Here is a 23637-nt window from a genome sequence, read left to right as displayed (position 1 = left end):
TGCGGGGAGCGAGGTAACCACGGCGATGCCGCGGGTGGAGACATAACTGTTGACCTGAACACTACTTGCGCTGCTCAGGTGCGGAAATGGGGTGGGGGGAGCATCCCGCGATGTTCGTCGGCGTGGTTGGGTGGTTGCCGGTGCGGTGCTCCCCGCCCACCCGCCTGGCCCGTTGGATCACGGGGTGCGGCGGCCGGGCGTGAACGGCGTCGAACGGATGCCAGCGGCGTTCAAGGGAGACGCCGTGACCTGCCTGAACGGCGTCCGGGCAGGTCACGGCGTCTGATGGACCGTGTTGACACGGAAGAGGTCACTGGTTCAAACCCAGTATCGCCCACCAGCTATATAAGCAGGTCAAATGGCTCGTTACCGAAGATTCGGTAACGAGCCATTTCGTAGTTGCTCCTTACGGTGGGAGCAAACTGGGAGCACATGATCATTTACGGCGGCCCCGCGACGGCTCGGTATCGACGGGGTTTGCCAGGCCTTGCGTAACGGGTTGAACGCCGGCCGGATCGATCTGGCACGGTTGCGGGCCGCTCTGTCGGCTCCGCATGAAAAGTCCAGCCGGCGTTGACACGCTCTGACCCGGCTTGCGCTTCCAAGGACCACGGATGGCCGGATCGTCCTGGCGGTCGATGTCAGAAACTGGCTACGCCCGGACGCGTCGACCTCGGAGGCTCGGTTGTTCTGCCGCCCTACAGCCGGGCGAAGGGGCAGGCCCAAATGATTCCCGACCGGCCGTACTCGTTCGCGGCGCTGGAGTCCGGACACACTCGTGGACGCAGATCATGGATGCGATCCGACTTGGGTCGACAATGACACCACGCTCGTGACCACCGCGTCTGTCCGCCTCGCGGGCGTCCTGGTCCACCCGCACAGCGCGCCACCGGTAACTCGCCGGTGGTCGTCGATCCGCTCGTGAGTCGGGCCGAGGTGTGTCTGGTGAGGGTGCGGGTTGGTTTGTGGACTGCGGTGGGTGCCGGGGCGGGGGTGGCTGGTGTTGCGTTGCCCGGTTTGTGGTTACCAGTTGTAACGCCTCTTTACAGATGATCTTCGAAGCTTATAGAGTCTGCGCGCTGTCACGTCATGATCACGGGGGGTTGTGGTGGTTTCTGGTCGTGTGTCGACCTTGCTGCGTCTTTGGTGGGCGCGCGATAGGTGGCGACGCCGGTTCGCCGCAGTAGTGGCCGTGGTCGTGGGTGCGGCGCTGGTGCCTGTCGCCGCTGGCGAGCGGCCGGTGTCGGCCCAGCCGGGTTGCGTGGCGGAGGCTGCGTCGGAGGCGTTGGCGGTGGCGGCGGCGCAGGTGTGTGACGGGCCGGTGGTGGTGGGGTCGTCGCGCTCGGAGTTCGCGCGGGTGGTGGCGCAGCCGGATGGTGGGCTGAGGTTCGAGTCCGGGGTGGTGCCGTTGTGGGCGCGGCGGGCGGACGGTAGTTGGGCGGATGTGGACCTGCGGTTGTCGCGGGGTGGGGATGGTCGGTTGCGGCCGGCGGTGTCGGTCGCTGACGTGACGTTCTCCAACGGTGGTACCAGCCCTCTGGTGTCGCTGACCAGAGAGGGGCGCACGTTCACGGTCGGGTGGCCGGCGGGTCTGCCGGTGCCGTCGGTGTCGGGTGACACCGCCACCTATGCCGAGGTGTTGCCGGGGGTGGATCTGACGGTGCAGGCGACCCGGACCGGGTTCTCGCATCTGTTGGTGGTCAAGACGCCGCAGGCGGCGGCGAACCCGGCGGTGCGGCAGATCCACTTCGACCTCGGTGGTGATGCCAGGGCGGCGGGTCTGCCGGACGGGTCGCTACGTGCTCAGGTTGATGCGCGGGTGGTGGCGTCGGCGGAGCCGGCGGTGATGTGGAACTCGGCCAGCCCGACGGCTCCGGCGAGTCGGGGATCGGCGGGTGCTTTGGGGGAGTCGACCGCTGATGGTCCGGTTGGTGGGGCGGAGATGGCGCCGGTGCGGGCGGCGGTGACGGACGAGGGTGACCTGGTGTTGACGCCGGATGCCGGGATGCTGGCTGGTGCTCCAGAGGAGTTTCCGGTGTTCATCGATCCGGCGTGGTCGGTGCGGCAGAACCGGTGGGCGTACGCGACCGACGACGGATGTTCGAACGCTGACTACACGGTGGCGCGGATGGGTTACAGCCCGGAGGGGCCGTGTGTGGGGAGTGTGTTCCGGTCGTTCTTCCAGTTCCCGACGACCGGCAACGGTGTGTCGCTGGCGGGTAAGCACATCGAGGACGCCTATGTGCAGATGAACCTGACGCACTCGTACTCGTGTGATGACACGTGGGCGTACATGTATCAGACGCCGGTGATCGATCATGCGATGAAGGCGACCTGGTCGAAGATGACGCTCGGCACGCTGCTGGATGGTGCTCCTGGGCATGCGAACGAGGCGGGCGGGTGCGGCGTCCTCCAACCGGATATGCCCATGAACTTCGATTCGTCGCTGGTGATCGACAAGGTCCAGGATGTGGCGGATCGGCGGGCGACCACGTGGACGGTGGGTTTCTCTGCTCGGGACAGCAATGGTGCCAATGAGGGGACGTTGGAGCGGTGGAAGAAGTTCGTGCCGGCGGACGCGAAGCTGATCGTCGACTACGACTCGAGGCCGGGTAAGCCGACGGGTTTGCAGGTGGCGGGGGTGGCGTGTTCGGCGTCGGGTGCGGTCGGGATCGGCACGTTGACGCCGACGTTCTCGGCTGTCTACCCGGATGCGGACACCACGCAGTCGCTGACCGGCACGTATGAGTGGGTCGAGGTCCCGGCCGGTGGTATCGGCCTTGTTACGGATGCGTTCCCGTCGCGGTTGCCGCGGCCGCCGACGGCGTCGGCGCCGGCGGGTGGGCGGGCCACGACGGTGTCGGTGACCGGGTTGACGGCGGCGAAGACGTACGCGTTTCGGGTGACCGCGGTGGATCCGTATTTGCAGTGGAGCGGCTGGTCGGTGTGGTGCCAGTTCACGGTCGACAACGAGGGCCCGCCGGCACCGGTGATCACACCCCCGGGCGAGGTGGGCGGTCCGGGTACCCCGGTCACGTTCCAGCTCAGGGTCGGTGGTGGCGGTGCGGCTGATGTGACGAAGTTCCGGTACTCGTGGACCGGTGATCCGGCGGCGACGGCCCGGGTCCGGGCGCATCCGGGTACCGGTACCGGTGGGTTGGCGGGCACCTGGTCGGAGCCGGCGGTCGGCTGGCAGGTCGACGGAAGTACCGTGTTCAGTCCCGGTGACATGACCGGTGACGGCAAGCCCGACGTGGTGTTCCGCCGCGCCACCGACCACAGCCTGCAGGTGGTGGCCGGCGACGGCGGGGGAGGGTTCACCGGCCCGCCGCAGACGCTCGATTCCGGGAACTGGTCGACCGCCCAGTACCTGTTCTCCCCGGGTGACTTCTCCGGTGACGGGCGGCCGGACCTGCTCTACCGCAATCCCAGCGACCTGAACCTGTACATGCGGCGTGGTGCCGCTGGTGGTGGTCTGGAGAGTGCCGCGGTGCAGGTCGGCGTGGCCTGGTCCGCCGCGAACTGGATCTTTTCCCCGGGGGACTTCACGGGTGACGGTAAGCCGGACGTGCTGTACCGCAGCTCGGCGAACGCGGCCCTGTACCTGGTGCGGGGCAACGGTACGGGTGGTTGGGTTACGGGAAGGTCGGAGCAGATCGGCAGCAACTGGGGTTCGTGTGAGCTGTTGGCCGGTCGGGGGGACTTCACCGGTGACGGGAAGCCGGACCTGCTGTACCGGCACAAGAGTGACAACGCGCTGAGGATGACACGTGGCAACAGCGCCGGGGGATGGGTCACCGGGAAGTCGGAGGTGGTCGCCACCGGCTGGGCGGATGTGTCCGGGCTCGTCACCCCGGGGGACTTCACCGGGGACGGGAAGCGGGATGTGCTCGCGGTCCTGCCGACCGCCAACTTCGGCGAAGTTCCCGCCGTGGGGACTACGGAGAAGACCGCAGAGGTCACGGTGATGGTGCCCGGCTACGGGCAGAACACGTTGTGGGTTCGGGGCATCGACTCCACCGGCAACCTCGGGCACCTCGCGTCCAACACCCTTGGCCTGGTCGGGCCGTCGTTGCCGACGGCGTCGTGGGGTTTGGAGACCTATCCGGGCCGCAGTCAGGCGCAGGCGCTGGCCGACAACCGACCCGCCGCCGATGACGACGGGCGCACCGATTTGACGGCGTCGAACGTGACGTGGCGGGCCGACGCGCGTCTGGTCGGCGGGCAGACGGTTTCCTTCAATGGCACCTCGTCGTACCTGCAGGCCGAGGCGCAGGCGTTGGACACGTCGGAGAGCTTCTCGGTCGCGGCGTGGGTGAACCTGGCTGACAAGTCGGCCGACCGTACGGTGCTGGCCAAGGACGCCAACGGCAACGAATCGTTGCGGCTGATGTACCAGCAGAGCAGCGACCGGTGGCTGGCCCGGCTGCCGTCCGCCGCGACGGGCACCGTCACCTGGTCGGAGATCCGGTCCACGACCGTGCCCGCCACCGGAGTGTGGACCCACCTCGCCGTCGCCTACGACAGCACCGCCGACACCCTCATCCTCTACGGCAACGGCATGGTCGAAGAACGCCTCGACGGGGTGGCGACGTTCAACGACACCGCACACCCGGTGTGGGTGGGACGATCGAAGACGACCTGGTGGAAGGGCGACATCGCCGACGTCCAGGTGTTCGACCGGACACTGGTCGAACATGACTTCACCGGCCAGCTAGCGGACGACCCGGCCTCCAGCGGCGTCAGCCACCCCGGCGTCCTGATCCCCACCAAGGTCGCGGATTGGACCTTCGAGGACGCCTTTCCCTGCTATGAGCCGCTTGTCGAACCCGACGTGTGCCAGGCACTCGACAGTGGTCCGTTCCGACGTCGACTCGCTCTTTCACAGGGAGTGAATGTCGGTCAGGGTCCGCGGGATCTCGGGTTGCTGCTCGACGGCACGTGGGATCTGGACCCGTATGACCCGCGATTTGGCATGGGTACCACTGAGTACGGCTGGACGCAGAGCAATAGCGGGTCGCTGCAGGCTCCGGTGTGGCAGGACGGGACGCCGCTTCGTACCGACGACTCCTACACCGTCTCTGTCTGGGCCTACCGTGATAGTGACGTCGGCGAGCAGACGGTGCTGTCGCAGCGTGGAAACAGCATGTCGGCGTTCTCGCTCAAGTACACGCCAGACGATGGCGGCGAGTGGCAGTTCATCGTCAACGACGAGGACAACTCGGCAAGCCTTCAGGCGTCCGTGGAGTCTCAGATTCCGGCAGAAGACGATGCCTGGGTTCATCTCGTTGGCGTCTTCGACGCTGCTCGGAGCCAGCTCCGGCTGTATGTGCACGGGCAGCCGGTGGGGATGACGTTGCTGCCGTGGACGCCGATGGCTTCAACTGGGCCGTTGCAGGTGGGGCGCGCGCTGTCGAATCCCGTTCAACCCGAGTACTGGCTCGGCGGTATAGAGGACCTGCGGGTGTATCAGGGCGCGATGACCGACGCCCAAGTGGAGACTCTCCACGACGAGCACGCCGTCGATATGCCGCCAAGCTGATCGCGTCTCGTAACCCTTGCGGATATCGTCCCGGCCCGCTGCCCTACCGGACAGCGTCAACGACATTGTTGCCCGATCGCGGAGGATCCCGTGTTCAAGCAGTCTCAGACCTCGCAGCGGCTCACGAGGCAGACCGGTGAGGGAATGGCTCAGCCCGCCGTGCCTGCCGGCGCGGTGACAAACGGCCACGTCGCGGAACGCAGGGACCGTGATCCTGCTGCCCGCCGCCGCAGGGGTGCGGTACCAGGGTTGGCGGCGGTTGGCGCCGACACGGCGGGTGTCGACGTGCGGTGGAGGGCAAGTGCCAGGCTCCGTGCTCGGATTGGGCGGTCAGGATCGGAGGCAATCGTGAGCGGTGGGTTGAGCCGGTGGTCCGACGTGGCACGGGCGCTACGACCGGCGCCCGGGCGCGCGCGGGTGCTGGTCGCCAGCACGGTCACCGCCGTCACGGTGGCTAGTTTCCTGCACGTGCCGCCAGCGGCGGCAGCACGGCCTGACACGTCTGTGCGGCCGGCCCTTCAACTGGACAAGCGGTCCCCCGCCCCGCCAGCGAAGGGCACGGCGTGGCCGTCGAAACGGGCCGTCAGCGCCGCGCTGCCCGCACCGGTATGGCCCAAGCCCGGCACCGCCCGAGTAACGCTTCCCACCGGAAGCGGCCAGCGGGCAGCTGCGACCGGTGGCGTGCCGGTGCCGGGGCTGCCGGTGCGGGTGGCCGCCACGGCGGATAGCGGCTCGCTGTCCGAGGTAAGCGTGGAAATTCTCGACCGCGCGACTGCGGCGTGGCGTGACGGGCTACTGGTCCGGGTAAAGCCACTCGCGCCCGCGACGGCAGTGCCGATGAACGTGTCGGTCGACTACGGGAGTTTCCGGTATGCCTACGGCGGCAACTGGGCGTCGCGGCTGCGGCTGTGGCAGCTACCACCCGCCTGCGCGGAGCAGACACCAGGATCCGACGGTTGCCGGCCAACGCCGTTGGCGTCGGTGAACAACGCCGCCGACGGCACGGTCACCGCCGACGTCGCGGCGGCCCCGGCCGGCACGCTGCTGGCGTTGGCAGCCGCCCCGTCCGGGCCGGAGGGCGACTTCACCGCCACCCCGCTGGCGCCGTCGGCAACCTGGTCGTCCGGCGGATCCACCGGAGACTTCACCTGGTCGTACCCAATGCGGGTGCCGCCGTCGTTGGGCGGACCGACACCTAACCTCGCGCTGTCCTACTCGTCGTCGAGGACCGACGGCCGGTCCAGCGCGGACAACAACCAACCCTCCTGGGTAGGCGAGGGCTTCGAATACGCCCCAGGCTTCATCGAGCGCAGCTACGTGCCCTGCATCGACGACATGACCGACGGGAACAACAGCGAGAAAACCGGCGACCTGTGCTGGCGATCGGACAACGCCACCATGTCACTCAACGGCAGCGGCGGCGAGCTGATCTTCGAGGACGGAAAGGGCTGGCACGCCCGCACCGAGAACGGCGCGAAAATCGAAAAGCTGTCCGGTGCGAGCAATGGCGCCCGTGGCGGCGAGCACTGGAGGGTCACGACCACGGACGGCGTCCAGTACTACTTCGGCCTCAACAACCTCGCCGGCCAGGCGTCGACGACGAACTCGACCTGGACGGTACCGGTTGCAGGAAACCACAACAACGAGCCGTGCCACAGCAGCAGCGGCGGATTCGACGACTCGTTCTGCACCCAGGCGTGGCGGTGGAACCTCGACTACGTCATCGACCCGCGCGGAAACACCACGTCCTACTGGTACGACACCGAGACGAACTTCTACGCGAAGAACCTGGGCGAGGGCGACAACGTCTCCTACCACCGAGGCGGAACCCTGAAGCGGATCGACTACGGCACCTGGGATCGCATCCTGCCCGACGGCACGTCGAGCCGCTCAATCATCCCCACCGCCCGGGTGCTATTCGAGTCCGGGAACCGATGCGAGTCCGACTGCGGTACCCACGACGCCACCCGATGGAAAGACGTGCCATGGGACCAGGAATGCGCCAGCGCCACCGCTGACTGCGACGACAACAACTCGCCGACGTTCTGGTCCACCAGACGGCTGGCAAAGGTCACCACCCAGGTCTGGGACACCACCAAGACCAGCCCGGCCTGGCAGGACGTCGACTCCTGGACCCTCGACCACACCTACCCGCCCGTCGGAGACGGCAGCGAATATGCCGGGATGTGGCTCAACTCGATCGTACATACCGGTCTCGTCGTCAACAGCGACTCCACCGGACCGACGCCGCTGACCCCGGTGGCGCTGCCGCCGGTGACGTTTGAGCCGACCTCGATGCGTAACCGGGTCCTGACTGCGCACAACACCAGTAACAACCGCAACCGGATCGGGAACATCATCACCGAGACCGGCGCGAAGATCCAGATCACCTACAAACGGCCCGAATGCACGGACGGGAACACTTCCGAGCCGCACACGAACACGAAACTGTGCTACCCCGTCATCGGCCCGGACCCGACCAACCCGACCGGCCCGGAAATCCGGGAGTGGTGGCACAAGTACGTCGTGGAAAAGGTGTCCGAGTCCGACGTGCGGATGATGATCGACGGGACCGACCACAGCGCTCCGGTCAAGCACACCCACTACACCTACCTGGGGGAACCGGCCTGGCATTACGCGGACGACGACGGCCTGGTCAAGCCGAAGCGAAAGACGTGGAACCAGTTCCGCGGCTACCAGACCGTCGAGACACGCGTCGGTGAGGCACCCAGTCAGACCCTGACAGTGACGACCTACCTACGCGGCATGCACGGCGACCGGGAAACCCCGTCCGGCGGCACCCGCGATGTGATCGTTCCCGCCAGCCTGGGCAACGAGACCGTGCAAGACGAGGACCAGTTCGCCGGCATGGTCCGGGAACAGGTCGCCTACAACGGCGTCGACACCAAACCAGTGTCGAAGACCGTCAACGTTCCCTGGCGCTCACCAGCCCTGGCATCACGGACCATCAACGGCGACACCGTCACCGCCCGCTTCACCAACACGACCACCACCCACACCGCGACCGCCCTCGGCACCGACGGTCAAGCCGGCTGGCGCACCACCCGCACCCAAGCCACCTTCCACAACACCTACGGCACCCTCGAATCCCTACGCGACGACGGCGACACCGCCAAAACCGGTGACGAGAAATGCACCACCCACCACTACAACCGCAACACCGCCAAGAACTTCACCGGCACGGTGAAGCAGACCATCGTCACCACGCTGGCCTGTGGTAGCAACCCGGCCACCAACGCCGACATCATCAGCGATACCCGCAACTACTACGACGGCGCCACCAGCACCGACAGCCCACCCACCACCGGCGCGATCACCAAGATCGAAACACTCAAAGACTGGACAACTTCCACAGGAACCGTCTGGCAGACGACCGCCACAAGCACCTACGACCCCTTCGGTCGCACCCTGACCGCCGCCGACGTCCGCGGTAACACCACCACGACCAACTACACCCCCACCTCCGGCGGGCCAGTCACCAAGATCACCACCACCAGCCCCGACCCGAACGGCGGCCCGGCCTGGACAAGCAGCGTCGACACCCGCCCGTACTGGGGATCGCCGATCAAGACCACCGACCCCAACGGTCGAGTCAACGAACTGACGTACGACCCACTCGGCCGCATCGCCAAAGTCTGGAAGAACGGCTGGAACCGGGCAAACCGTGAGGACAGCCCGTCCGTTAGGTTTACCTACCACTACGCGCCCGGGCGGGACGGCTACCCGTACACCGTCACAAGGACCCTGCACGCCGGCGGGAACTACCACACCCTGTACGAGATCTTCGACGGCCTACTCCGACCCCGACAGACCCAGACCGAAGCGGTCGGCGGTGGCCGGGTCGTCTCCGACACCCGCTACGACAAGGCCGGCCGTCCGGAGATGACCTACGCCCCCCACCACGAACTCGGCACGGCCGAAGGCGGCCTCTGGGGCAAGGCCGAGTGGCATGTACCCGCCGTAACCAAAACCGTCTACGACGACGCCTCCCGACCCGTCGCCGCCATCCTCCTCACCTCCGGCAGCGACGACACCAGCCTGTTCGAGAAGTGGCGCACCACCACCGTCCACACCGGCGACACCACCCGCGTCACGCCCCCGGACGGTGGCACCCCGACCACCACCGTAACCGACGCTCAAGGCCGCACCGTCGAGCTACGCGAGCACACCACCGCCCAAGGCGTCGACGGCCCGTACCAGGCCACCCGCTACACCTACAACGGCAAGGGACAACTCGTCACCGTCGCCGACCCCGACGGCAACGAGTGGACCTACACCTATGACGTCAAGGGCCGCCAGGTCCAAGCCAAGGACCCGGACAACGGCCTCGTCACATCCGAGTACAACGACCACGACGACCTGACCAAAACCACCGATGCCCGCGGAGAGGTCCTCGCCTACAGCTACGACCAACTCGGCCGCAAGACCGGCGTCTACGACGACGCCGTCACCCCAGCCACCAAGCGGACCGAGTGGAAGTACGACAAACTGTCCACCGGACCCACCCTCCGCGGCCAGCTCACCGAGACGATCCGCTACGAACCACCCGGCTCCGCCAACGCGTACAAGATGCAGATCCGGGCAATGAACGTCCGCTACCAGCCCACCAGCATCAACTACATCATCCCGGCGGCAGAAGCTGCAGGACTGCAGGGCACCTGGACCTTCCTGCCGAGCTACTCCCCGTACGACGGCTCCCCGACAGCGATCTCCTACCCTGGTGCGGGAGGACTTGGTTCCGAATCCGTCACCACGGTCTACCACGAGACCACCGGACTGCCAACCAGACTGACCTCCGACGCCATCGGAGTCGGCGGCTACATCACCAACCAGCAGTACACCCCCTTCGGCGAGCCGTACCGCACCACGCGCGCGGGCACCATCGCCGATCCGGTCGAAGACACCACCACCTACGACGAGGCAACCCGAAGGATCGTCCGTATCGACGTCAAATTCGGGGACGCCGCCGAGGGCCGCTTTCTCTCCGACCGCAGGTACAAGCACGACCCCGCCGGCAACGTCGAATTCATCACCGAAAGCCCGTACGGCGGCCCGGTCGACACCCAATGCTTCCGCCGCGACACCCTCCGACGCCTCACCTCCGCGTGGACCCCAAAGACCGGCGTGGACTGCGGGACCGACCCCACAGTGCCCAACCTCGGCGGCCCGGCACCCTACTGGCACGACTGGACCTTCGACAAAGTCGGCAACCGCCTCACCGAAACCAGCCACACCACCAACGGGGACACCACCCGCACCTACACCGTCCCCACCGGCGGCAAGAACGTCACCCGCCCTCACGCCGTCACCGCCGTCACCACCCAAGCACCCGGCCAACCCCCCGTCGTCACCAACTACGGCTACGACGCCGCCGGCAACACCACCTGCCGACCCATCAGCGACGCAGCCAACACCTGCCCACCCGGCACCAACTCCCAACACCTCGCCTGGGACGCCGAAAACCGGCTCACCACCATCTCCGGCGACGCACCGACGGCCGGCAGCAACATCTACGACGCCGACGGCAACCGACTCCTCCGCCGCGACGCCACCGGCACCACCCTCTACCTCCCCAACCAGGAAGTCCGCCAGGAAGGCAACGCCACCACCGCCACCCGCTACTACACCTTCGCCGGCAAACTCATCGCCTCCCGCACCTCCACCGAACTGAACTGGACCTACACCGACCATCACGGCACTCAACACACGACCATCAACGCCGCCAGCGAAGCGATCACCACCCGTCGACAGACCCCCTACGGCGCACCCCGCGGCACGGTGCCGATCTGGCCGAACCAAAAGGGATTCGTTGGCGGCGACATCGACCCCAGCGGACTCACCCACCTCGGCGCCCGTGAATACGACCCCGCGCTGGGCCGGTTCATCTCCGTTGACCCCATCCAGGACCTCACCGACCCGCAGCAGTGGCACGGCTACGCCTACGGCCACAACAACCCGATCAACTTCAGCGACCCCAGCGGCCTTAGAGACTGCGACTTCGCCGACTGCAACCACGACGGCAGCAACAAATACCCCACCAACCCAGGCACACCCGAGTACGGCGGAGGCGCGCCCGGCGGCGGACGACTCGACCCCGAAGATGTACCCACCTACAACCCGCCACCACCCCCACCGACCATCCGCGGATACACCGTGCCCAAGGGGGGACCAGACCTCGCCGAGCTCGCCCGCCTCGTCGATGCCCACCCACGGATGAGACCCGATATCGAACCAATCCACATCGCGGGAATCATCTACGACCTATGTCGCCCGACTCTCTTCGCTGGACCCAAGATCCAGTGCAGTCCAGAATTCATCGCGGCAGTGTCCGCAACTTCCTCCGTAACGGACCGGGCCGCGCAGCAAGCGGCAATAGAAGCCGAAGCGGGCAGCGCATATACCGGTCCCAAGGGCATGCTCGGAGGCAAGGGCTCACGCCCGAGCGGATGCGGACTCCGGAGCTTTGACGGTGACACCTCCGTCCTCATGGCAGACGGCTCCAGCAAGCCCATCGAAGAAATTCGGATCGGAGACCAGGTCCTCGCAACTGACCCAGAGACTGGCGAGCAGGGCCCACGTACCGTTACGCACCTGTGGGTACACGAGGACCAACTCGTTGACCTGCGACTTGCCGACGGAACAAAAATTTCCACCACCGAAGACCATCCCTTCTGGAACCAGAGTGATCGACAGTGGCAACAGGCCCAAGAGCTGGACCGTGGTGACCTCCTGATCGGTGTCGACCGGGCGCAGGTGCCGGTCAACGGCATGCTAGCCGCGACAGCCTCACGTGGAACGGCCTACAACCTCACTGTCGCTGACATCCACACGTACTATGTGCTCGCAGGTGAAACGCCGGTCCTGGTCCACAACGACAATGGCGGCATTGACCTCAGCAATGCGACGCCTTGGCAGGGGGGTCGATTCCCGGTAGGTGGCGCACTCGATGCCGGCGGACCGGCGAACGGAATTCTTTACCGCACTCAGAATGGGGTAGTTAGCAACTACGCCGTATACGATGCGGATGGCGTCATCTTGCGGAGAGTTGATTTGGTGGGCGCCGCACATGGCGGAGTGCCGACACCCCACGTCCAGGAGTTCGGCCGGAACGTGACTCCCGACGGGCGGGTCTTCCCGCAGCAAAGCAAGGTTGCAACACCGGCTGGCCCGGGGGATCTTCCGCGCGTCGGGTGCTGATAGACAGTCGGGTGCTGATAGACACAAGTGGGACGATACTAAGGCCAGAAGAGCAGAGAAAGGCAGGCAACCGTGGATCTTAGCAAGCTTCCCCAGCTAGAGGGCTGGATCAGGGCTGGCGAGGAGTTCGATCCAAGAACCTTTCTGCTGTCCACCGCGACCGTGGGCGAGGCTGCCGCCATGTCGACGCTCTTCTGGCCCGACTTCACCGAATATCGCCGTGGCGTTTTCTTGAGTTTTCTCTTCGAGCAGCGGGGAGTCGATGCCTGGTTCGATGAACTAAAGGGAGACAAGAGCGCAGTTGAGGGCGTTGTTAACCACGTTCATTTGTGGGACGCGTTCGCACCGAAATCAGAAGCTGAATACACTGTGTTATCTGAGCTGGCCTCGCGCATTGCGGCCATGTGGCGCGCGGCGCTCAAATCTGCATTCCCTACGCGAGAATTCGTTGTCTCTGTGGCCGATGCATCAGAGGATTACGGGCCCACGATTTCGATTCGATCAGCCTGACCACTTAAATGCCGACCGTATTGTTGCTACTCCGCTGTGTGCAGGTGGGCGTGGTCGTTCGCCTGGGTTGCTGTCACGGTTGCTGTCAGACACTCGGTATGTATGTAAATTAATGGATGAAAGGTGTCCGATCACGATGGTGGCGAGGTTTTCGGTGGCGCGGCGCGTAGCGTCGCGGCGTCGATCGCCGGAAGTGTCGCGGTGCTTGCCGTGTGAAGCGATCGTCACGGCCTGACGACCTCGATAGGCGTACTCGCGAGCTGTGCTGGCTGTCGTCTGGCCCAGACTGGGCGCTGTTGCGTGGGTGCGTGCGCGCGGGGCCGGAACGGCTGTAGCGCGTGCGCGTGCGTCCGGCGTAGCCGGGCGCTCTTGATCTGGTGAAGCAATTCTTAGCCCAGTGGCTCCGTCGGCTTGGCGGGCTGCTGGGCTACGCCTTTGGGGTGCGGCCTCGTTTCGGTGCTGGCCGGCTGGCGGGCTCGGTGCTGCCGGTGCCGGCGGCTCGTCCGAGGTCGGCTTCGTAGGCGGCGAGGTCGTCGGCGAGGTCGGTGTGTGCGTGTTGGAGGGTGGCGAGTTCTTCGGTGGCTTGCCAGGCGGCGGCGGTGTCCTTGTTCATGAACGCGTCGACGATCTTGCCGCTGATGCGCTGCCGCTCTAGGAGGTAGAGGGCGAGGCGCCGGTTCAGTGTCGGGTTGTCGCTGATGACCGGCGTCTGGGTCGTGGCGGCGATGGGGCGGCCGTCGGCGTCGACGCCGATGCGTTCGGGTGCCTGGGGGTGGACGAAGGTGCCTTTGCCGACGACGGCGTAGGTGAGGCCGCGGTGTTGCAACTCGCGTAGCGCCCGTTGGGCGGTCATGGAGGCGACGCCGTAGGTGTCTGCCAAGCGGCGGGCGGTGGGGAGCACGTCGCCGGGGGCGAGTTTGCCGGTGCGGATCTGGTCGACGATGTCGTCGACGACCCGTTGGAACAGGGCGCGTCGGTCGTCGGCGTCGTGCGGCATGAGCTGATCGTAGTCGTCCTGTCCTGATTGAGCTACACGGGCTACCCAAGATTCCTGGGCCAAACCCCTTGACTAGATCGCGATTGTCACGTGAAGCTTAGGAAGCCTAGCAACCATGCCGTTGGGGTGTGGTGGGCGAACGAAGGAGAACGCTCGTGTTGGTACTGCCGATTGACGGTGGTAGGGGACTGCTGGTGCTCGCTGCGGCGACACCGCAGTTCAAGGACAAGGAGAACGGGGTTGCCGCCACGGACCGCGCTACGGGCGCGCCGTTGGTGGAGGTGCCCCTGGCGTTGACGGTGGAGGGTGGGACCCCGCAGGTGTTGCGGGTGTCGGTGCCGCAGCCGTCGGTGCCGAAGGACCTCGCGGTCGGCCAGTGGGTCAAGGCGACGGGGCTGACGTTGGTGGCGGGGGAGAAGAACGGCCGGCCGTGGCAGATCTTCCGCGCGTCGGCGTTGACGGCGGTGAAGCCTGGATGACGATCGATTCGACTCATCTGAGGTTGCTCACCGTGGTTCCGGCCGTGCTGCTGGGCGTGACGGCTGTCGTGGTGGTGGTCTGGCTGGCCGCCCATCTGGCGCGGTATCTGCTGGCTGACGCGGAGGTCCGGCCGGCGATGCGTGCTGGCTGGCGAATTCGGTGGACGTGGCGGCGTACCGCCGTCCGGGTGGGCCTGGTCCAGACCGAACACGTCCGTCCGCCGTTGTGGTCGTCTCGGCCACAGGCGGTGGTGGTGCGGCGGGAGTTGGTTCCGGCAGTCCGGGTGCGGGCGCGGCGGTGGGGTATCGAGGTGGACGCCGCCACGGTCGGCCGGCTCGGCCTGGCCGAGTTCCAGAACGCCGCTGGGCATCTCGCCGACGCGTGGCGGGTGCCGCAGGTACGTGTGGCGCAGGTCCGTCCCGGCCTGGTCCGGCTGCGGGCGTTGCTGGTCGACCCGCTGACCCGACCGACGGTCTGGGACGGGCAGGCCACGACCGGTGACCACGTGGAGACAGAGACGTGGTCGGCGGGTGTCGACGCTGATGGGCAGCCGGTCACCATCCGCTCCTCGGGCGTGTCCGGGGTGGTGGTCGCGGGGCTGGCCGGCTTCGGCAAGACCTCGCTGCTGAACGCCCGGTTCTGTCAACTCGCGCCGAGTCCGGCGGTGCAGTTCGTGTTGATCGACGGCAAGGGCGGCCCGGACTACGACGACCTGTTCGCCAGGGCATGGCTCGCTGCGAAGGACGACCCGGAGCAGGTCCGTGATCATCTGGCGCGGGTGCATGAGCTGATGACGGGCCGTCAGCGGCGTATCCGGGCGGTATTCGGGGTGAAGAACATGTGGCACGTCGGCCCGTCCGCCTCCTGGCCTCTGGTCGTGGTGGTGATCGACGAGGCGCACACCTTCTTCAACGAGTCCAAGGGCACCGACGCCGAGTCGAAGAAGCGCGATGCGCTGGCACGGCAGACGGCCCGGCTGGTGGAGGAGTTGGTGCGCAAGGGCCGCAACGTCGGTATCCAGGTGATCCTGGCGACGCAGAAGGCCACCGGGGATGCGATCCCCACGAAGATCCGGGACAACTGCCAGGTCGCGGTCAGCTTCGCGCAGCGCACCAGCGAGGCTGCCACGGCCGTGCTCGGCTCGGACATCACCGGCTTCCCGGATGAGCATCCGCGCCGGTTGCAGGACCCCGCCTACATCGGAGTCGCCTCGATGGTCGCCGAAGGCCGGCCCGGGTTCACGCTGGTCCGCACCCCGTACGTCAGTGACGCCACCGCTGACCGGATCGCGGCGGACACAGCGCATCTGGTGCGCGACCCGCTGTGGCTGCTCACCGACGCCGCCAGGGCGGACCGTCCCGGCAGCCAGGACAGGGAGGGCGGCGGCTCATTCCGCCAAGAACACCCCGCCGCTCTCCCCGCAAGCAGCCCTCCCGCGAGTGGAGAGGAGCTGCGCCGATGATGCCATCCACCCCTCACGGCGTCGACCTCGACGCTCTGGTCCGCATCGCTGCCGCCGAGCAGGTCGAGGGACGGGTTGGTGTGCCGGCATCCGATCCGGTTGACCGGGCGTGGTCTGCTGGTCGAGGCCGGCACCGGCCGTGTCCTCGCGGACACCGGCGACCGGCAGACGATCACGGTGCGGTGCCGTGACCGGCGTGCCGCGCGGTGTCCGGCCTGTTCGACGTTGTACAAGCTCGACGCCTTCCATCTCCTCGCCGCCGGGCTCCGCGACGAGTCCGTCGAGGCGACAGGTGGCGTACCTCGGCCGCGGGTGTTCGTGACGATGACCGCGCCGTCGTTCGGGCCGGTGCACCTCGGCCCTGCCCGGCACGGCGTCCTGCGTGCCTGCCATCCCGACGGGTCTGGGTGCGGCCGGTGGCACCTGCCGGGCGATCCGCTGATCGGTACTCCGCTGGTACCGGATGGCTATGACTATCCGGGGCAGGTGCTGTTCAACGCCCACGCCGGGATGCTGTGGGCGCGGTTCACCACCGAGGCACGCCGGAGGCTCGCCGCCCTGGCGGGTCTGTCCCGGCGCGAGGCTGCCCGGCAGGTGCGGATGGCCTTCGCCAAGGTCGCCGAGTTCCAGGCCCGGGGCGTGGTCCACTTCCACGCGATCGTCAGGCTCGACGGCCCGGACGGCCTGCCCACCCCGCCGCCGACCTGGGCAACCAGCCACCTGCTGGAAAGCGCGATCCGCCGAGCGGTCCCCGTCGTCACCGTCACTACACCAGCGGTCGTCGGCGGGCGCGTGTTGCGGTGGGGTCGGCAGGTCGACATCCAGTCCCTTCCCACCGGCGACGTGGTGGTGGCCCGGTACGTGGCGAAGTACGCCACGAAAACCACCGAGGCCGTCGGCGTTGACGTGCCACCGCTGTTCTGCCGCGCGTGCCGAGGCGATGGCCTGCGCCCTGGTGACGAGGCGCGGCGCTGGTGTCGGGCATGTTCGGGCACCGGCCGACGTCCTGGCGTCAGCCTCGACCAGTTCCCCGCCCACGGCCGCATGCTGGTGGAGACCTGCTGGCGGCTCGGCGGACTGCCCGAACTGCGAGGGCTGCGGCTGCGCCGCTGGGCGCACCAGCTCGGCTACCGAGGCCACCTCACCAGCAAGTCACTGACCTACTCGACCACCTTCGCCGCGCTGCGCGGTGAACGGCGCCGGTGGCGGCTGACCCGACACGCCGAGGCCATCGGTGTCGACCCGATCACCGACCTGCTCACCGTGGGGGACTGGCGCCACACCGGCCAACGCGGGGAGGACCAATGAGCAGCCCCGACCTGTTGACCGTCACCGACGTGATGGCCCGGCTGCAAGTCGGCCGGCACACCGTCTACGACCTCATCCGCTCCCGCCGGCTGCACTCCGTCCGTATCGGCCGCTGCCGCCGCATTCCCACCCGGTCCCTGGCCGGCTACCTCGACTCACTGACCAAGGAGGCCGATCATGGCCGGTAGAAGGAAGGCCAACGGCGAAGGCACGATCTTCCAGCGGGCCGACGGCCGCTGGTGCGGCGCCGGATACGTCCTCGCCACCGACGGCACTCGCAAGCGCATCTACGTCTACGGCGCCACCCGCCGCCAGGCGGCCGACAAGCTCGCCGAGAAGCTGGCCGACTCGAACCGGGGACTGGTCGTGGCCGCCGACCCGAACCTGACCGTCGGGGAGTACCTGACCGCGTGGTTGACCGGCGTGGCCCGGCACCGGCTCCGGGCGACCACGTACGTCACGTACGAATCCCTGGTCCGCCGGTTCCTGATCCCCGGACTCGGCGCGCGGAAACTCGGCACCCTGACGGTCCGGGACGTGCGGACCTTCCTCGACCGGCTCCCCATCGTCTGCCAGTGCTGCGTGCAGGGCTGGGACGCCAAGCGGAACCCGAACCATACGGTGAAAGACCGCCGGCCGCGCTGCTGCGCGATCGGCAACTGCTGCCGTAAGCACATCCGCCCAGCCACGGTCCGCTACATCAGGGCAGTCCTCTCGGCCGCCCTCGCCGACGGCGTCCGCGAAGACCTCATTGGCCGCAACGTCGCCAGCTCGGTACGGCTACCCACCCCGCGCAGCGACTTCCAACCGTTCACCGCCGGCGAGGCCCGCCGCTACCTCCTCGCCGCCGCCTACCACCGCCACGGGCCGCTGTTCGAACTGGCACTACGCACCGGGCTCCGGCGCGGCGAACTGCTCGGCCTGCGCTGGGACGACATCGACCTCGACGCCGGCCACCTGCATGTGCGGCGCACCCTTGCCCGCACCCGAGGCGGCCCCACCTTCCAGCCGGTCAAGACCCACCGCTCCGCACGGCGCATCGTCCTACCCCGCGACTGCGTCACCGCGCTCAAGCGCTACCGCACCCGGCAGGACATCGACCGGCGCGAGGCCGGCGACGACTGGACCGAAGCCGGGCTCGTGTTCACCACCAGCACCGGCGGGCCGATGGACCCGGCCGCGGTGCACCGCCACCACCAGGCCATCTGCGAACTCGCCGACGTCCGCTACATCCGCTTCCACGACCTCCGGCACACCTGCGCCACGCTGCTACTCGAACAGGGCGTGGAACTGGTGACGATCAAGGACCTGCTCGGCCACGCGCAGGTCCACACCACCGCCGACATCTACTCCCACGTCAGGCTCCGCCTGCAACGCCACGCCATCGAGTCCATGGACCAAGCGTTGCAACCCGACCAGCTCGACGACGACCACGACACCACCTACGACGACTGAACCCGACCAACCGCGCCCCGCCGGGATCACCGCCCCGGCGGGGCGCTCTCGTTACCTTGGCGGCCGTCGGACGGCTCGTACGGCCAGGTGAAGAACCGGCGGTACAGCGTCCCCGACGTGGTGGCCGGCATGTCCACGCACGCCTCGACGAAGAACCGTGACAGGTAGAGCATCAGCGACACCCGCGCCCCGGCGAACTCGGCCAACAGTTGGCGCTTGCGGGACGGGCACGGCCACGCCTGCCCACACCCCGCACAGGTCCACGCCGGGCGAACCGGCACGTGCATCGACATCGCCGCTCAACCCTCCGGGTACGTACGTGGTCTACGGTGGGAGGGCCGGGCACGCACCCGGGTATGAAGAATGCCGATCTTCGTGCCTGTCCCGGCCCTCCCGGAACAGCACCAGCCAGGTCCGGACTCGATGCACGTCCCCGCTGGGCCTGCCACCAGGATCAGCGGAAAGAGATGACCATGGAACCATCGCAGGGTCTTCCCCCGTCTACACCCGACACCGCAGACCTCGGCCCGAAACTGCGAGCAGCCCGGGAAGCCGCCGGGCACAGCCTCGCCGGCATGGCCGCGCTCACCCACTTCAGCAAGCCCTACCTCGGTCTCGTCGAAACCGGCCGCCGCCCCGCCACCCCCGACGTCGTCGAACGCTACGAACACGCCCTTGGCCACCCCATCGGCACCCCACCAGATCCGGTCCGCCTCACCCACGAATGGCTCATCGGCAACCCACCCGTCCCCCGGCAGCTACGTTCCGGGCGCCGCATCGGCGTCGGCCAAATCCGCACCCTGGAAGCCCGGGTGATCGAACTACGCCACCTGGACGACACCGTCGGCAGCCGCACCCTGCTCCCCGTCATCCGCGCCGAACTCGACCAGGCCGAACACCTCGCCCGCACCGCCTCCTACACCGACGCCTCCGGCAAGCGGCTGTACACCGTGATCGGTGAACTGGCCCAGCTCGCCGGCTGGGTTGCCAGCGACGCCGGCCGCTACTCCGACGCCCAACGCCTCTACCTGTCCGGCGTCGCCGCCGCCGAATCGGCAGGTGACCGGGCGCTGGGCGCGCAACTGCTGTCCAGCCTCGCCTACCAGATCGCCAACGTCGGAAAACGTGAAGACGCGCTGCTCATCGCCCGCTCCGCCGTCACCGGTGCCCCCGAGGCCAGTCCGCTTGTGCGGGCGCTGCTACTGGAACGTCTCGCCTGGACCGCCGCCCGGCTCCGCGACACCGACACCACCCGCCGCGCCCTCGACGCCGTCAACGACGCCTACGACCAGCGCTCCGACGGAATCGCCGAGCCCGAATGGGTCTACTGGCTCAACCGGGCCGAGATCGACGTCATGGCCGCCCGCTGCCTCATCGAACTCGGCCAACCCGCCACCGCCGAACCCCTCCTCACCCGAGCACTCGCCGGCTACAACCACGACCACGCCCGCGAGGTCGCCCTCTACCAAACCTGGCTCGCCGAAGGCCACGCCCGTGCAGGCGACCTCGACGCCGCTCGCGCCGTCCTGCGCCGCATCGACACCACCGCTATCGACGCCGGCTCCGCCCGCCTCCACCGCCGCATCGCCGCCGTCGATCGCCTCATCGACCGCCGCGTACAGAAGAAACCCGCCAACAGCACCAGACGACCGACCGAGTAGGCGGCCAACCGACCCCGGCTCAGCCCGACGTGCGCCCACGTTGCTGTCACGACTGCTGTCAAATCGCCGACAATCGATGGGCTGCCGGGCGGGTGGCTGAGCGAAAGCCCAGCTCCCTGCCAAGATCGACGCCATGACATCGCCGCAGCCGCCGTAGCAACGCCACACGTACTATGTGCTCGCCGGCAACACGCCCGTGCTGGTGCACAACACCGGGTGCGGCCCAACGGTCGGTGCGGGGGCAAGCCTCGAGAATATTACCGTAAGCGAAGCGACGCGAATCCAAAATGCTGCCGACAAGATTGGGATGCCTATTAGCTTGGTGGGCAGCAGAGCCAGCGGAACCGCGCATCCACTATCTGATTGGGATTACGTGATCACGGGTGCCAATAGTAGGAAGAAGAGTTCAGTCAAGAATTCGCTCCCGCTCGGGGATATTACCCTGGGGCCGCAGGGGAGGCTAGATATATTCACGGGTCCGCTCAATACAGAGTTGCCGCACATAACTTTCTACCCCAGGGGATAGGTTAGATGTCGCACCTTCAAGTGGAGCTCGTCGAGGTGGCTGGTAATCTCGCATTGGCGCGAGTGGCCGGAAGGAAGTTTCCTGGGCTCCTTGTCCAAGGCGATTCCATCAAGATTGTGAGCGATATTGTGCGAGATCTGAGCAACGCAGTCTCCAGCCTGGACTCGGAAGAGGTGCAGGACACGATAAGTGAGCTGAAGGAAACTATTACTTTCTGGGTCGATGAATATGAGAGGATGATGACGGCGGCTCAGCTTCCGCTGCCGTACTAATAGCAACATAGCCAACGCGGCTGCATTTATACGTACACCGAATCAGAGAACCCGGACCCGTAGTGTACTCCGGGTTCTCTGACATCGGTGATGTGAGAAGTTCCTGGCCCCTGCTCCGCCACGCGCCGAGCACCGCGTCATGCCGCACCTGGGTAGCCGCACCAGACCCGCTCGACGGCCAGCCGGCCAGCGGGACACCACCGCCAACCATCCACACGTCGTTGGCTGTCTGCCCATGTTGCTTGCCCGTCATGGTCACGTTCCGTGGCGGGCAGGCGCTCACGGATGCCGGTGCCTGTCCGGGTTGCCGTCACGGTTGCCGTCAGACCGGGAGTCGCATCTGTGTTCATAAATGACTATCGCCGATGGCGGCGTGCGCGCGGGGCCGTAGGCCTGTAGCGCGTGCGCGCGGCCCGGCTTCGGCCGGGCCGCTCTTGATCCTGTAGAGCAGTTTTGAGCCAGTCGGATCTTGGTCCAGGCCCTTGGGTCCCCACCAGCTACGCCCCCGACCGGACCGATGATCCTGGCGGGGGCGTTGCTACTCGTTGCGCAGTGCTGCTGAGCGTGGCCAGGCGAGGAACCGCGCGTGCAGCACTCCCATCCACGACACTGTCCGCCTCCGCCCCACCGCCACGCCGAAGGTCGCGACACCTCCTACCTCGGCTTGCGCCACCCATCGATGCCTTGGTCGCTCAGGGGCGCGGCCGTCTCCCCGGGTTGCCGTCACCGTCGCCGTCAACACCGATAGATTTCGATGGGGCGAGTTGGTGCCACACACGAAAGGCCAGGTGAAGGGCCACGAATACGTAGGTCACGCTGCGTGACGGGCTGAAAATCCCACACGTACTATGTGCTCGCCGGCACCACTCCCGTGCTGGTGCACAACTGCGGTGACCTCGTTGGTGACGCTGCGAAGTTCCCTGGGTCGCACGTTCTCGACGAGCACGTCAATGTCACTCCGCAGCAAGCGGTCAATCTAGCTGCGGCCAAAGGCGGGCGTAACAGTGTATTCATTGACGGACAAACGGCGCAGCAGGTCGTAGACTATGGGTTGGCTGGGAACCAGAAGAAGATCCAAAATTGGTTGCGTGGATCGGATCAGCAACTTCCTCTGCGGGGCAGATTTGGGGCCTCAAACTCGATCGGAACAGTTTATCGCGCGGATGGGTCAAGCTCGCCTGCCGGGAATGGCTACTTCATTCTTCTGCAGCGCGCAAAAGGCCACTCCGGTGGTTATTATGTTCATACGGCATATCCGGAGTAGGTCGTCATGCGTGATCGGTTTACAGAGTTGGACTACGGTCTAAGTTTGCTGTCGTCCATGTATCACCAAGATTGGCGAAGCTCCGGTGACTGGACGGCGATCCTGGAGATCTTCCTGTGGGAGGAGCAGGCGCCTCCTGCCGTCTTGGCGCTATACGAAGACGTTGCGGCTTTCGGTCGCTTGCCGCGTGCAGAGATTGAGGATGTATGGACGGCGTCGACCGATAACAACTTCATCTTTGGTCGAGACGCTGACTCCGGCGACGAATGGTTATCCGCCATTCAAGAGCACTGCCGCATGTGGCTCGTTGCAAGGGGGGTCTCAACGCTTCCGGCTGGATTTCCGGTTCTCGAGCGTGCTCCCGCCGAAGCAGTGGGAGCGCAGATTGGTTCCTTGATAGGGTGGCGCGACGTAGATGGCAGGTTAATCCGCGTTCTTGCTGCGCTCAAGAGATTCGCAGAAACACTGTCGCCCGATCTTGCGTTTCGACTCCTTCTTCGGATTGTCGACGCGAGGAGAATGGAGATTAGTTCGCAGCTGTATCACGAGTTGGCGCTACTCGGGCGAAGCCTGAATTGTGGTGAGTTCGTTGTCTCGTCTTTGGAGTACCTGGTAAGTGACGCGAACGGTTAGGCGATTACTAGCTCGTAAGGTGGCAAACTGTGCTACGTGATCGGGTGTGATCGCTGAGCGTGACGATGTCTGTGCATGTCCGGGATTGTTTGCGCGGGTTGCCGTCACCGTTGCCGTCAGTGAGGCGGTCGCATCGACGCCCGGCGATGGATGCCATTCGTTGGTGACATGCGCTTGGGTGGGGTCGATGGTTGACAGCAGATGTGGCTGCTCGGCGTGTGCCGTGCCAAAACTCGTCGCATGTGTGGCGCTCGTAAAGTCGGCTTAGGTGCCGTGACGTGCGGCTTTGTGCGTCGCCAAGCCAGCGGT

General features: G+C 66.6%; 13 protein-coding genes and 1 pseudogene. 12 read left to right on the top strand and 2 right to left on the bottom strand.

The window, feature by feature from the left end; all coding sequences use genetic code 11:
* Positions 1 to 1123 precede the first annotated feature (1123 nt).
* The 3 genes from ACQEVC_RS43065 (at position 1124) to ACQEVC_RS43055 (ending at position 13270) form a co-directional block, all read left to right on the top strand.
* Entirely contained in the window at positions 1124 to 5542 is a 4419-nt protein-coding gene (locus tag ACQEVC_RS43065; RefSeq protein WP_432889967.1) for a LamG-like jellyroll fold domain-containing protein, read from the top strand.
* A 417-nt stretch (positions 5543 to 5959) separates the two neighbouring features.
* Positions 5960 to 12760 (top strand): polymorphic toxin-type HINT domain-containing protein, encoded by a 6801-nt coding sequence (locus tag ACQEVC_RS43060; RefSeq protein ID WP_432889965.1) that lies wholly within the window; start codon positions 5960 to 5962, stop codon positions 12758 to 12760.
* A gap of 72 nt (positions 12761 to 12832) precedes the next feature.
* Positions 12833 to 13270 (top strand): hypothetical protein, encoded by a 438-nt coding sequence (locus ACQEVC_RS43055; protein ID WP_432889963.1) that lies wholly within the window; start codon positions 12833 to 12835, stop codon positions 13268 to 13270.
* 427 nt (positions 13271 to 13697) lie between these two features.
* Here the strand turns inward: ACQEVC_RS43055 and ACQEVC_RS43050 are convergent, their stop codons facing one another.
* Positions 13698 to 14267 (bottom strand): GntR family transcriptional regulator, encoded by a 570-nt coding sequence (locus ACQEVC_RS43050; protein WP_432889961.1) that lies wholly within the window; start codon positions 14265 to 14267, stop codon positions 13698 to 13700.
* Between the two features lie 155 nt (positions 14268 to 14422).
* Here ACQEVC_RS43050 and ACQEVC_RS43045 point away from each other — a divergent pair, with 155 nt between their 5' ends.
* The 5 genes and pseudogenes from ACQEVC_RS43045 (at position 14423) to ACQEVC_RS43025 (ending at position 18972) form a co-directional block, all read left to right on the top strand.
* Positions 14423 to 14746: a hypothetical protein gene (locus ACQEVC_RS43045; RefSeq protein ID WP_432889959.1), complete on the top strand. Its 324-nt coding sequence runs from the start codon at positions 14423 to 14425 to the stop codon at positions 14744 to 14746.
* Complete coding sequence (locus ACQEVC_RS43040) at positions 14743 to 16209, top strand: FtsK/SpoIIIE domain-containing protein (protein ID WP_432889957.1); 1467 nt, start codon at positions 14743 to 14745, stop codon at positions 16207 to 16209. Before ACQEVC_RS43045 ends, ACQEVC_RS43040 begins: the two co-directional genes overlap by 4 nt.
* Positions 16206 to 17517: pseudogene (locus tag ACQEVC_RS43035) on the top strand (replication initiator). Before ACQEVC_RS43040 ends, ACQEVC_RS43035 begins: the two are co-directional and overlap by 4 nt.
* Entirely contained in the window at positions 17514 to 17705 is a 192-nt protein-coding gene (locus tag ACQEVC_RS43030; RefSeq protein WP_432889955.1) for a helix-turn-helix domain-containing protein, read from the top strand. The pseudogene ACQEVC_RS43035 and the gene ACQEVC_RS43030 overlap by 4 nt, the downstream one beginning before the upstream one ends.
* Entirely contained in the window at positions 17695 to 18972 is a 1278-nt protein-coding gene (locus tag ACQEVC_RS43025; RefSeq protein ID WP_432889953.1) for a tyrosine-type recombinase/integrase, read from the top strand. Before ACQEVC_RS43030 ends, ACQEVC_RS43025 begins: the two co-directional genes overlap by 11 nt.
* A gap of 26 nt (positions 18973 to 18998) precedes the next feature.
* Here the strand turns inward: ACQEVC_RS43025 and ACQEVC_RS43020 are convergent, their stop codons facing one another.
* The gene (locus ACQEVC_RS43020; protein WP_432889951.1) at positions 18999 to 19265 is read right to left on the bottom strand and encodes a flavin reductase; all 267 of its coding nucleotides are present in this window, start codon (positions 19263 to 19265) and stop codon (positions 18999 to 19001) included.
* A gap of 174 nt (positions 19266 to 19439) precedes the next feature.
* Here ACQEVC_RS43020 and ACQEVC_RS43015 point away from each other — a divergent pair, with 174 nt between their 5' ends.
* The 4 genes from ACQEVC_RS43015 to ACQEVC_RS43000 all read left to right on the top strand — a co-directional run bounded on the left by ACQEVC_RS43015 (position 19440) and on the right by ACQEVC_RS43000 (position 23328).
* The gene (locus ACQEVC_RS43015) at positions 19440 to 20633 is read left to right on the top strand and encodes a helix-turn-helix domain-containing protein (RefSeq protein ID WP_432892033.1); all 1194 of its coding nucleotides are present in this window, start codon (positions 19440 to 19442) and stop codon (positions 20631 to 20633) included.
* Between the two features lie 531 nt (positions 20634 to 21164).
* Positions 21165 to 21431, top strand: coding sequence for a DUF6959 family protein (locus tag ACQEVC_RS43010; protein WP_318398057.1), 267 nt, complete (start codon positions 21165 to 21167; stop codon positions 21429 to 21431).
* An 850-nt stretch (positions 21432 to 22281) separates the two neighbouring features.
* Positions 22282 to 22695, top strand: a complete 414-nt coding sequence (locus ACQEVC_RS43005) for an RNase A-like domain-containing protein (RefSeq protein WP_432889949.1) — start codon at positions 22282 to 22284, stop codon at positions 22693 to 22695.
* A gap of 6 nt (positions 22696 to 22701) precedes the next feature.
* Positions 22702 to 23328: a hypothetical protein gene (locus ACQEVC_RS43000; protein ID WP_432889947.1), complete on the top strand. Its 627-nt coding sequence runs from the start codon at positions 22702 to 22704 to the stop codon at positions 23326 to 23328.
* Positions 23329 to 23637 lie beyond the last annotated feature (309 nt).

It is taken from the genome of Plantactinospora sp. CA-294935 (assembly GCF_050936445.1).
Taxonomy (GTDB): domain Bacteria; phylum Actinomycetota; class Actinomycetes; order Mycobacteriales; family Micromonosporaceae; genus Plantactinospora.
Note: the sequence above shows the minus strand (reverse complement) of the source record. Positions and strands in the feature narration are given on the sequence as shown.